The sequence below is a fragment of the Microbacterium sp. M4A5_1d genome (assembly GCF_053345465.1).
The window spans coordinates 724919-736093 of sequence record NZ_JBKFAD010000003.1 but is presented as its reverse complement, the minus strand read 5'-3'; the positions used below and the strand labels follow the sequence as shown (position 1 = coordinate 736093).

The following is an 11175-nucleotide window of genomic DNA, read 5'->3' as shown; positions in this document are numbered from 1 at the left end:
CCCGGTTACATTCCGAACCCGGAAGCTAAGCCTCACAGCGCCGATGGTACTGCAGGGGGGACCCTGTGGGAGAGTAGGACACCGCCGGACTTCTTTCGTGAAATGGCCACCCAATGTTGGGTGGCCTTTTCTCGTTTCCGGGACGAAAGGAACGTCGTGACTGAAGAAGACCGCCCGCGATCGGAGCGCAAGCCCCGTTACTCTGCTGCGGATTCCGGCGCACGGCGTCCGCGTCGCGACGGCGATGCTCGTCCGCCGCGTTCCAATGACGAGCGCCCGCGCCGGGAAGGCGATTCCCGTCCGCGTCGTGACGGCGATTCCCGCCCCCGTCGTGATGGTGACCGTCCGTCGTACCCGCGTCGCGATGGGGCGGGGGATGGTCGTCCCCGTCGTGACGGTGATTCGCGCCCCCGTCGTGATGGTGACTCGCGTCCGCGTCGTGACGGTGATTCGCGTCCGCGTCGCGATGGTGACTCCCGCCCGCGCCGCGACGGCGATCGTCCGTCGTACCCGCGCCGTGATGGTGACGCGCGCCCGCGGCGCTACGACCGCGACGGGGCACGTTCATCGCGTCCGCCGCAGGGGTCCGAGCGTCGCGACGTCCCGCGCGGCCCCGAGATCCCCGAGACCGTCACGGCTCGCGATCTGCCGGGCGCTGCGCGCAACGAACTGAAGACTCTGAGCAAAGAGAACGCGGAGCAGGTGGCCCGCCACCTCGCCATGGTCGCCCAGCTGATCGACGACGACCCCGCGCTCGCGCACGAGCACGCGCTCGCGGCTTCACGTCGCGCCGGACGCGTCGGGGTCGTGCGCGAGACCGTCGCCATCACCGCCTATGCGACGGGGGACTACGCCCTCGCCCTGCGGGAGCTCCGCACGTACCGACGGATCTCCGGCAGTGACGACCAGATCGCGATGATGGTCGACAGTGAGCGCGGTGTCGGTCGCCCCGACCGGGCGCTCGAGGTCGGTCGAGCGGTCGACCGGTCGACGCTTCCGATCGAGGTTCGCGTCGAGCTCGCGATCGCGATGTCGGGGGCACGGCTCGACCTCGGTGAGACCGAGCGCGCGCTGCAAGAGCTCGACATCCCCGAGCTCGACCCCGACCGTGCGTTCTCGTGGAGCCCCGCCCTGTTCGCCGCCCGGGCTGCCGTGCTCGAGGACCTCGGTCGCTCCGAGGAGGCCGCGCTCTGGCAGCGGCGCGCCCTCGTCGCCGAGGAAGCCCTCGGCGCGACTGATGCGGACCGTGAACTGATCGTGGTCGACGACATCGACGAGGACGCCGCGCTCGAAAGCGAGGCGCCGGCGGAAGGCAAGACCGAGGAGCGCGGCTGATGGGCCTGTTCTCCCGGGCACCGTCGACACCGCTCGACGGTGTGGATGCCGTCCTGGCCGATCTCGACGGTGTCGTCTATGCCGGTCCCGGCGCCCTGCCGCACGCGATCGAGAGCCTCAACCGCGCGGGGGAGACCCGCCGGCTCGGGTACATCACCAACAACGCGTCCCGGCGCGACTCGGTGGTCGCCGACCATCTGCGGGAACTCGGCCTGACGGCGACGCGCCCCGAGGACGTCATCACGAGCCCGCAGGCAGCGATGCGCCTCCTTCGCGAACGTGTTCCCGCCGGGGCGACGATCCTCGTCGTGGGCGGCGATGGACTGGTCCACGAACTCGAGAAGGCGGGCTACGTCCCCACCCGATCGGCCGACGACGATCCGGCCGCCGTCGTGCAGGGATTCGCACCCGAGGTCGGCTGGGCGCAGCTCGCCGAAGCGGCCTATGCGCTGGCGACTCCGGAAGACGAGGGCGGCATCCCCTGGATCGCCACGAACACCGACTGGACCATTCCGCAGGCGCGGGGGATCGCGCCGGGGAACGGCACACTGGTGTCCGCCGTGCACACGGCGGTCGGACGTCTCGCGACCGTCGCCGGCAAGCCCGAGCGACCCATCTTCGATGAGGCCGTCGCGCGTTTCGGCGCCTCCCAGCCGCTCTTCATCGGTGACCGACTCGACACCGACATCGCCGGGGCCCAGGCGGCCGGCATCCGGTCGGTGCTGGTGCTGACGGGTATCGATCGGCCCAAACACGTGCTGGCGGCGCCCGCCAACTCGCGCCCGACTTACATCGTGAGCGACCTGCGCGAGCTCCACGAGCCCTACCCCGAGGTCAGGACGAAGGGCGACGTGACGACCGTCGGCAACGCGTCGGTGCGCATCGACGGCGCCGACATCGTCATCGTCTCGGCAGGCGACCGGCCGATCGATCTGGTCCGGGCGGGCGCGGCCGCGATCTGGGCGACGGGTCGCGCGATCTACGGATTCCGGGTTCCCGAGGCTCTCTACGCGGATCCCTTCCACCGTCCCTGACCCCGCGTATCGTGGGAGCCATGTCGATGGATGGTGCCGACCCGGGCGAACACGAGCCCACCGCCGCGGACAGCGCGCCGCCGAGCATCGCCGAGCAATGGCGCGACGACCTGCTGTCGTCGCTCGACGTCATCGAAGACCAGCCCCTGAGCGAGCGTGCCGCGTCGTACGCGGCGCTGCACGACGAGCTCGCGCGCCGCCTCGACTCCGGTCCGACCGGCGCCGCGTGAGCACCCGACTCGATGCGGCCGTCGCCGCCCGGGGTCTGGCGCGCTCACGCAGCCACGCCGCAACACTGATCGCTGAGGGACTCGTCTCCGTCGACGGGCGCACCGTCGTGAAGGCATCCCATCCGGTGGCCGACACCGCGACCCTCGTCGTCGCCGGCGCCGACCACTACGTCAGCCGGGCCGCCCACAAGCTGATCGCCGGACTCGATGCGTTCGATATAGCCGTCGCCTCGCGGAGCGCACTCGACATGGGCGCCTCGACCGGCGGCTTCACCCAGGTGCTCCGCGAGCGCGGCGCTCGGCCGGTCGTCGCCGTCGACGTCGGTCACGGTCAGCTCGCGCCGAGCATCGCCGCGGACGACGACGTCATCGCGGTCGAGGGCTTCAACGTCCGCGACCTCTCGCCCGAGACGCTCGCCGGGCTCGTCGGCACCCCGTTCGAGCCGCAGGTCATCACCGGCGACCTCTCCTTCATCTCCCTCGAGCACGTCCTGCCCGCCGTCGTCTCGGTCTGCTCACCGGGAACGGATGTCGTCCTGCTCGTGAAGCCGCAGTTCGAGGTCGGGCGGACCGCCGTCAAGGGCGGGCTGGTCACCGATCCGGCGCTGCGGGCGGATGCCGTGATGGGTGTGCTGTGGTCGGCGTGGGACGCCGGACTCGCCACCCACGGGGTGATCGCCTCGCCGCTGGTCGGTACCCACGGCAATCAGGAGTACGTCGTCCATCTGTGCATCCGCGCTGGTGAGGCGGGCAATCCGACACAATGGATACACACGGTGGACGAACTGGCGGGAGCCCGATGATCGACGCGATGCGCAACATCCTCGTCGTCGCCCACGCGCGCCGCCCCGACACCGTCGCCGCGGCGCAACGCGTCCTGAACGCGCTGTCCGACGCGGGGGCGCGTCCCGTGCTGGCGGCCGATGATCGCGCCGAGCTCGTCGAGGCGCTGGGCGAGCTTCCCGGTGTCCTCACGCTCGACCTCGACGTGAGCGTCGCCGAGCTCGAACTGGCGATCGTCCTGGGCGGCGACGGCACGATCCTGCGCGCCGTCGACCTCGTCCGGGGCGGCACCGCTCCCGTCCTGGGGATCAACATGGGCCACGTCGGGTTCCTCGCCGAGATCGAGGCCGACGACATGGACGATGCCGTCCGGCGGGTCATCGACCGCGACTACGACGTGGAGGAGCGCATGGCGCTCTCGGTTCGCGTCAAGGACGGCTCCGGCGACGTCGTCTACGAGACGTGGGCGCTGAACGAGGCGACCGTCGAGAAGGCCAGCCGCGAACGGATGCTCGAGGTCGTCCTCGAGGTCGACCGGCGTCCGCTCTCGGCCTTCGGCTGCGACGGAGTGGTGATCGCGACTCCGACCGGGTCGACGGCGTACAACTTCTCCGCCGGCGGTCCCGTGATCTGGCCGGACGTCGAGGCGGTCGCGGTGGTGCCGCTCTCCGCGCACGCGCTGTTCGCACGCCCGCTCGTGATCAGCCCGGAGGCATCCGTCGCGATCGAGGTCGGCGCGGGTACGAACGGCACCGGCATCCTCTGGGCCGACGGACGCCGCTCGCAGGAGCTGCCTCCCGGAGCCCGCGTCGTCGTGCGCCGTTCGAAGACCCCGGTTCGCCTGGCCCGGCTGCATCCGGCCGCCTTCACCGACCGGCTCGTCCGGAAGTTCCGGTTGCCGGTGGTCGGGTGGCGTGGTCCCAGTCTCGAGCAGCGGGAGGGCGCCTCGTGATCGAAGAGATGCGCCTCCGCGGCCTCGGTGTCATCGCCGAGGCGACGCTGCCGATGGGGCCCGGGTTCACCGCGATCACGGGCGAGACGGGCGCGGGCAAGACGATGGTCGTCACCGGACTCGGGCTGCTGCTCGGCCAGCGGGCCGACTCGGGCGCCGTGCGTGCGGGCGCGCCGCAGGCATCGGTCGACGGCGTCTGGATCGTCGACGAGGGCGGACCGGTCGCCGCACGCGTCCGCGAAGCCGGGGGAGACGTCGAGCCGATCGGCGGAGGCCGCTCCGAGCTGTATCTGGGACGCGTGCTGTCGAGCGAAGGTCGTAGTCGCGCCAGCGTGGGCGGGCGTCCCGCGCCGGCGGCCGTACTCGCCGAGCTCGCCGAACAGCTCATCGTCGTCCATGGGCAGTCCGACCAGCTGCGGCTGAAATCGGCCACCGCCCAGCGCGACGCACTCGACCGCTTCGGCGGCCCCGAGATCACCACGGCGCGCGACCGCTACCGCGCGGCGTTCGACGCCTGGCGTGCCGTCGACGCAGAACTGACGCAGCTCGACGCCGATCGCGACGCGCGCCGCCGCGAGGCCGACGACCTGCGCGCGCGCATCGCCGACATCGAGGCCGTCGCCCCGCAGCCGGGGGAGGACGCGGCGCTCGCCGAGCGAGCCGAGAAGCTCGCCAACGTCGAAGAGCTGCGTGCCGCCGCTGCGACGGCGCACGACGCGCTCTCGAACGACGACGAGCTGCCCGACGCGGTGTCTCTGCTCGCCGAGGCCCGGCGCGCGATCGAGCGCTCGGCGGCGAGCGACACGGCCCTCGCCGCTTTCGTCGAGCCGCTGGCCGACCTCGGCTACCGCGCCGCCGACCTCGTGACGGGTCTGAGTGCGTACCTCGCCGATCTCGATGAGAGCGGGCCGCAGGAGCTCGCGGCCGTCGGGGAGCGGCGCGCCGCGCTCGGCGGTCTGCTGCGCGTGCACGGCACCCTCGACGAAGCACTCGCGCTGCTCGAGAGCGGATCCGCACGGCTCATGGAGCTCGACGACGACGGCGACCGCATCGAGCGCCTACGTGTTCAGCGCGACGAGCTCGCCGACGCGCTGGATGCCGCCGCCGCCGAGCTGACCGCGGCCCGTACTGCCGCCGCGGAGCGACTCGGTGCCGCGGTCACGGCGGAGCTCCGCGAACTCGCCCTGCCCGACGCGCGCCTGGTCGTCACGGTCGAGCCCGGCACGCCATCGGTCTCGGGGCGCGACGACGTCACGATCCTGCTCGCGCCTCACCCCGGCGCCGAGCCCCGGCCGGTCGCCAAGGGCGCCTCGGGCGGTGAGCTCAGCCGGGTCATGCTCGCGATCGAGGTCGTGATCGCGGGAACCGACCCCGTGCCGACGTTCGTGTTCGACGAAGTGGATGCCGGAATCGGCGGCGCTGCGGCGATCGAGGTCGGGCGCCGGCTCGCCCGGCTCGCCGAGACGAGCCAGGTGATCGTCGTGACCCACCTCGCCCAGGTCGCCGCTTTCGCGACGAACCACCTGACCGTCGTGAAGTCGAACGACGGCTCGGTGACCGCGTCGAGCGTCCGGCGTCTGGAGGGCGGCGACCGCGAGGCCGAGATGGCGCGTCTGCTGTCAGGCCTGCCGGATTCGGGGGCCGCGATCGAGCACGCCCGAGAACTGCTGAACCTCTCGCGTTCCTGACTGATAGAATAGAAGCCCGTGACGGACACTCATCGCGCGGCCTCTTCCCAGAACACCACCAAGCAGATCTTCGTGACCGGTGGTGTGGTCTCTTCTCTCGGTAAGGGACTGACCGCCGCGAGTCTCGGCAACCTTCTCACCGCACGCGGTCTTCGCGTCGTGATGCAGAAGCTCGACCCCTATCTGAACGTCGACCCGGGCACGATGAACCCGTTCCAGCACGGTGAGGTCTTCGTGACCGATGACGGCGCCGAGACCGATCTCGACATCGGACACTACGAGCGGTTCCTCGACATCGAGCTGAGCCAGGCGGCGAACGTCACGACCGGTCAGATCTATTCGCAGGTCATCGCCAAGGAGCGCCGCGGCGAGTACCTCGGCGACACCGTCCAGGTCATCCCGCACATCACCGACGAGATCAAGCGCCGGATGCGGCTGCAGGCGACCGAGGAGCCCCGCCCCGACGTCATCATCACCGAGGTCGGCGGCACCGTCGGCGACATCGAGTCGCAGCCGTTCCTCGAAGCGGCCCGTCAGCTGCGCCACGAGCTCGGCCGCGACAACGTGTTCTTCGTGCACGTCTCGCTCGTGCCGTTCATGGGCGCCTCGGGCGAGCAGAAGACGAAGCCGACGCAGCACTCCGTCGCGGCTCTCCGCCAGGTCGGCATCCAGCCCGACGCCCTCGTGCTGCGCAGCGACCGTCCGGTCAGCGAGAGCAATCGCAACAAGATCGCGCTCATGTGCGATGTCGACGTCGAGGGCGTCGTGAACACCGTCGACCTGCCGAGCATCTACGACATCCCCTCGACCCTGAACGATCAGGGTCTCGACGCGTACATCACGCGCCGGCTCGGGCTGGCCGAGAAGGCCGACGACGTCGACTGGACGCGGTGGAGCAAGGTGCTCGACGCCGTCCACAACCCCAAGCACGAGGTCACGATCGGTCTCGTCGGCAAGTACATCGATCTTCCCGACGCGTACCTCTCGGTCACCGAGGCGCTGAAGGCCGGCGGCTTCGCGCAGGAGACCAAGGTCAACGTCACCTGGATCCCCTCCGATCTGTGCGAGACCCCCGAGGGTGCCGAGAAGGCGCTCGCGAGCGTCGACGGCATCGTCGTGCCCGGCGGCTTCGGCATCCGGGGCATCGAGGGCAAGCTCGGCGCGCTGAAGTTCGCGCGCGAGCAGGGCATCCCGACCCTCGGCATCTGCCTGGGTCTGCAGTGCATGGTGATCGAGTACGCCCGCAACATGGCGGGCCTCGCCGGTGCGTCGTCGAGCGAGTTCGACCCCGAGACCGAGTTCCCCGTCATCGCGACGATGGCCGAGCAGGTCGACATCATCGCCGGCGGCGACCTCGGCGGCACGATGCGCCTGGGCCTGTACGAGGCCGACCTCGCCGAGGGCTCGCTCGCGGCCGAGGTGTACGGGGCGACGAAGGCCTCCGAGCGCCACCGCCACCGCTACGAGGTGAACAACCGGTACCGCGACCAGATCGCCGAGGCCGGCCTGGTCTTCTCGGGCCTGTCACCCGACCGCAACCTCGTCGAGTACGTCGAGCTGCCGCGCGACGTGCACCCGTACTACATCGCGACGCAGGCCCACCCCGAGCTCCGGTCGCGTCCGACCGAGGCGAACCCGCTGTTCCGTGGGCTGGTCGCCGCCGCCCTCGACCGGCACCGCGCGAGCGAGCTGTTCGAGGTCGAGGATGCCTGAGCTGCGCGACGAGCCCGTCGAGCCGGAGGTCATCTCGAGCGAGCTGGTGTACTCGGGGCACGTCTGGGACGTGCGGAGCGAGACGGTGCGTTTCGGTGACGGGGAGATCACGCGCCAGTTCGTGGACCACCCCGGGGCGGCCGCGGTCGTCGCGATCGACGACGAAGAGCGCGTCGTGCTGATCCAGCAGTACCGGCATCCGATCCGTCATCGCGACTGGGAGATCCCCGCGGGGCTGCTCGACGTCGCCGGCGAGCCCCCGATCGAGACCGCGCGGCGGGAACTCGCCGAAGAGGTCGACCTGGTGGCGGCGTCGCTCGAGCCGCTCGTCAGCATCTTCACGACGCCCGGGGGCAACGACGAGGTCATCCACGTCTTCCTCGCGCGCGGCCTCAGCCCGGCGCCGAGCGCGTACGAGCGCGAGGACGAGGAAGCCGACATGCGCGTCGAGCGCGTACCGCTCACGGAGGTCGTCGACGGCGTGCTCGCGGGACGGTTCCGCAACGGCATCCTGGCGACGGGCGTGCTGGCGGCGGCCGAACGGCTGCGCCGGGGCTGACGGACGTGCGGCTCGACCGCGCCGTCGCGGCGTACCTGCGCCACATCTCGGTCGAGCGCGGGCTGTCGGCGCACACGGTCGCGGCCTACCGGCGCGATCTCGACGCGTACACCGCGTGGCTCGCCGAGCAGGGGATCGGTGACACGTCCGAGATCACGGCTGAGGTCGTGACCCGGTTCGCCGAGGAGGCGGCATCCGCCGACCCGCCGCCGGCGGCCACGTCGCTGGCGCGGCTGCAGTCGTCGCTGCGCGGGTGGCACCGCTTCCTCGCCCGTGAAGGCATCGTCGATGCCGATCCCACGCAGCGGCTGCGCCCGCCCAAGACGCCGCGGCGCCTGCCGAAAGCTCTGACGATCGACCAGGTCGAGAGTCTGCTCGACGCGGCGGGTCCCGCTCCGGGCGATGTCGCCGCGACCGACATCGCCGCGCTGCGGGATCGAGCGCTGCTCGAGCTGCTCTATGCGACGGGCGCGCGCGTGTCCGAGATCGTGCAGCTGGATGTCGACGACCTCGCCCTCGGCGACGTGCTGCGCGTTCGCGGCAAGGGCGCGAAGGAGCGGATCGTCCCGGTCGGCTCGTACGCGCGCGCTGCCGTCGAGGCCTATCTGGCGCGGGGCCGGCCGGAGCTCTCCCGGCGCGGACGCGCGACGCCCCGACTCTTCCTCGGGGTACGCGGTGCTCCGCTGTCGCGGCAGAGCGCGTGGCTGATCATCCAGCAGGCGGCCGAGCGCGCGGAACTGACGGCGCATGTGTCGCCGCACACCCTGCGGCATTCGTTCGCGACGCACCTGCTGCAGGGCGGGGCCGACGTCCGCGTCGTGCAGGAGCTGCTCGGGCACGCGTCGGTCGCCACCACCCAGATCTACACGCATGTCACGGTCGACGCGTTGCGGGAGATCTACGCCACGTCGCATCCTCGCGCGCGCTGAGACGGGGTACAAGCGGACGGCGTCGCAGCCCCGGCACGGCAGGATAGGGGCATGAGCAGCGGCGCACCCCGGGACGACGCCGGCGCCACCCCGTTCGGCACCGAGGCGCTCACGACCCCGCTCCCCGAGCCTGGCGAAGAGGGGCTCCGTGGCGAAGCGGGCCGGCGCGCCTCATGGCTGGTCGCCGTGCGAGCGGTGTTCGTCTCGGCGGTGCTGGTGCTCGGGGTGGGCGTGCTCGCGTTGCTCTTCGTCCTCTTCATCCAATCGATGGCAGGCGGCTCGGGCCTGTCGTGGTCGAACATCGTGATCGCGGCGGTGATGGTGCTGCCACTCGCGGTGAGTCGCTTCGGCGGGATGCGTCGCGCCCGGCAGGAGGCCGACGCCGCGTTGTACCGTCTGGAAGGGTTCGCGACCGCGAACCGGCTCGGTCTGCGCCACCGCGAGGACGACCCGCAGGAGAGTGCGACCGTCTTCGGCCTCGGCAAGCGCCGGATGGCGACCGCTGTCGTGACGGGGAGCGAGCCGCGCCCGTTCCGGTCGGCGGACTACGCGTTCGATACCTGGATCGGCCGCTATCGGATGCCGCACTCGCTGACGTATCTCCGCGTAGGCCTCGCCGCCGAGCTGCCGCGGGCGAGCCTGGTCGCGGTGCACGCGCCGGGCGCGCCCTCCTGGCGTCCGCCCCTCGGGCAGGAGCGGATCGAGATCGGTGGCGGGTTCGACGAGCACTTCGGCGTCTGGTGCGCGCCCGCCGACGGCGACCGTGTTCGCCGGATGCTCACGCCGTCCGTGCGCTCCGGCCTGGCGGCGGTCGCGCCCGACGTCGACGTCGAGACCGTCGGCCGACACGTGTACTTCCTCTCCCGTGGCGCGCTGGCGCGCTGGACCGCCCCGTTCTGGCGCTGGACCGAGGACCTGCTCGCGATCGCCGCGCGTATCGAGGATGCCGCGGCCGCTCACCCGGAGCCGTCGCCGGGCGGCGCGCTGCGCAGCACCGACGCGGAACGGGCCGAGACACGAGCGCACCTGTTCACCCGGCCCGCGGTCGGTCGCCCCGTCGCCATCGGCTGCCTGCTGCCCCTCGTCTTCGGGGTCGTCGCCGGTCTCCTCACCGCCACCTGGCGCTGAAGCTCGGGCGGGCGCTCGCGGCATCCGGTCGAACCCGCTTTTTCCCGGCACGGGGCGGCCGCGGGCGCGGTACCGGCGCCGCAGGATGACAGCATGCCCACCGCAGCATCCGCCGCCGTTTCGGAGAACAGGCGCGGCATCCGTCCCGGCCCCGCGCTCGCCGTCGTCTGGATCGTGGCCGGCGTCGCGGGCTGGATCGTGTCGTTCCTGCTCTACCACGAGTACGTCGGCCAGCTCACCGGTGCCGAAGCCCTCATCTCGTGCGACATCAGCCCGATCGTCACGTGCGGCCCCAACCTGCTGAGCCCCGGCGGGAACCTGCTCGGGTTCAGCAACTCGATCATCGGGATCGTGCTCTTCCCGGGCGCCATCTACGCGGGAGCCTCCGGGCTCGCGGCGCCGGGCGGGCTGCGTCCCTGGTACTGGCGGGTGTACGCGGGGTTCGTCGCGGCGGCGTTCGTGCTCGTCCACGTCTTCGCCTACCGCAGCGTGTTCGAGTACGGCTCGCTCTGCCCGTGGTGCATGGTCGTGTGGCTCGTGACGATCCCGCTGTTCTGGTCGACTCTCGGGTGGACGCTGCGCGAGGGCGTCTGGGGTCGCGCGCCGCAGCGCGTCGGCGCGCTGCTGCTGGCGTGGACGCCCCTCGTCGTGGTTGTCGACTACCTGCTGATCGCCGTCGCCGCCCAGCTACGGCTCGACGTGCTCGGGAGCCTGTGACCCGGAGGCGTTGCGGAGATACGTTCGTCGGATCGGCGGTGCTGGTGTCGCCTCGGGCGTCGGCCCAGGCCACTTCTGCCCCGCGCGTCCGACGAACGTATCGGCTC

Annotated in this window: 12 protein-coding genes and 1 rRNA gene; all 13 read left to right on the top strand. The window is 71.5% G+C overall.

What is annotated here, in order from left to right:
* A 5S ribosomal RNA gene (rrf, locus tag ACLBWJ_RS15360) occupies nucleotides 1-90 on the top strand; the annotation flags it as partial.
* Between the two features lie 217 nt (nucleotides 91-307).
* Nucleotides 308-673, top strand: coding sequence for a hypothetical protein (locus ACLBWJ_RS15355; protein ID WP_323986517.1), 366 nt, complete (start codon nucleotides 308-310; stop codon nucleotides 671-673).
* Between the two features lie 29 nt (nucleotides 674-702).
* Nucleotides 703-1335, top strand: coding sequence for a hypothetical protein (locus ACLBWJ_RS15350; protein WP_269268025.1), 633 nt, complete (start codon nucleotides 703-705; stop codon nucleotides 1333-1335).
* Nucleotides 1335-2369, top strand: a complete 1035-nt coding sequence (locus ACLBWJ_RS15345) for an HAD-IIA family hydrolase (RefSeq protein WP_274179021.1) — start codon at nucleotides 1335-1337, stop codon at nucleotides 2367-2369. The genes ACLBWJ_RS15350 and ACLBWJ_RS15345 overlap by 1 nt, the downstream gene beginning before the upstream one ends.
* Nucleotides 2370-2389: 20 nt before the next feature.
* The gene (locus ACLBWJ_RS15340; protein ID WP_323986515.1) at nucleotides 2390-2599 is read left to right on the top strand and encodes a hypothetical protein; all 210 of its coding nucleotides are present in this window, start codon (nucleotides 2390-2392) and stop codon (nucleotides 2597-2599) included.
* Nucleotides 2596-3402, top strand: coding sequence for a TlyA family RNA methyltransferase (locus ACLBWJ_RS15335; protein ID WP_323986514.1), 807 nt, complete (start codon nucleotides 2596-2598; stop codon nucleotides 3400-3402). The genes ACLBWJ_RS15340 and ACLBWJ_RS15335 overlap by 4 nt, the downstream gene beginning before the upstream one ends.
* A gap of 8 nt (nucleotides 3403-3410) precedes the next feature.
* On the top strand, nucleotides 3411-4334 hold the full coding sequence (locus tag ACLBWJ_RS15330; RefSeq protein WP_404568845.1) for an NAD kinase: 924 nt from the start codon (nucleotides 3411-3413) through the stop codon (nucleotides 4332-4334).
* Entirely contained in the window at nucleotides 4331-6022 is a 1692-nt protein-coding gene (gene recN, locus ACLBWJ_RS15325; RefSeq protein ID WP_447660662.1) for a DNA repair protein RecN, read from the top strand. The genes ACLBWJ_RS15330 and recN overlap by 4 nt, the downstream gene beginning before the upstream one ends.
* Before the next feature lie 18 nt (nucleotides 6023-6040).
* Entirely contained in the window at nucleotides 6041-7735 is a 1695-nt protein-coding gene (locus tag ACLBWJ_RS15320) for a CTP synthase (protein WP_094262415.1), read from the top strand.
* On the top strand, nucleotides 7728-8294 hold the full coding sequence (locus ACLBWJ_RS15315) for an NUDIX domain-containing protein (RefSeq protein ID WP_112617526.1): 567 nt from the start codon (nucleotides 7728-7730) through the stop codon (nucleotides 8292-8294). Before ACLBWJ_RS15320 ends, ACLBWJ_RS15315 begins: the two co-directional genes overlap by 8 nt.
* 5 nt (nucleotides 8295-8299) lie before the next feature.
* Nucleotides 8300-9223, top strand: a complete 924-nt coding sequence (xerD, locus tag ACLBWJ_RS15310) for a site-specific tyrosine recombinase XerD (protein ID WP_274179017.1) — start codon at nucleotides 8300-8302, stop codon at nucleotides 9221-9223.
* Nucleotides 9224-9274: 51 nt separating this feature from the next.
* Complete coding sequence (locus ACLBWJ_RS15305; RefSeq protein ID WP_447660661.1) at nucleotides 9275-10351, top strand: hypothetical protein; 1077 nt, start codon at nucleotides 9275-9277, stop codon at nucleotides 10349-10351.
* A gap of 93 nt (nucleotides 10352-10444) precedes the next feature.
* Entirely contained in the window at nucleotides 10445-11068 is a 624-nt protein-coding gene (locus tag ACLBWJ_RS15300; RefSeq protein WP_447660660.1) for a vitamin K epoxide reductase family protein, read from the top strand.
* Nucleotides 11069-11175 lie beyond the last annotated feature (107 nt).

What these genes read in the sequence shown, in the direction of transcription:
- ACLBWJ_RS15345 (WP_274179021.1), top strand. Translation starts at nt 1,335, where the DNA reads ATGGGCCTGTTCTCCCGGGCACCGTCGACACCGCTCGACGGTGTGGAT.
- ACLBWJ_RS15340 (WP_323986515.1), top strand. Translation starts at nt 2,390, where the DNA reads ATGTCGATGGATGGTGCCGACCCGGGCGAACACGAGCCCACCGCCGCG.
- ACLBWJ_RS15305 (WP_447660661.1), top strand. Translation starts at nt 9,275, where the DNA reads ATGAGCAGCGGCGCACCCCGGGACGACGCCGGCGCCACCCCGTTCGGC.
- ACLBWJ_RS15300 (WP_447660660.1), top strand. Translation starts at nt 10,445, where the DNA reads ATGCCCACCGCAGCATCCGCCGCCGTTTCGGAGAACAGGCGCGGCATC.
- ACLBWJ_RS15330 (WP_404568845.1), top strand. Translation starts at nt 3,411, where the DNA reads ATGCGCAACATCCTCGTCGTCGCCCACGCGCGCCGCCCCGACACCGTC.
- ACLBWJ_RS15315 (WP_112617526.1), top strand. Translation starts at nt 7,728, where the DNA reads ATGCCTGAGCTGCGCGACGAGCCCGTCGAGCCGGAGGTCATCTCGAGC.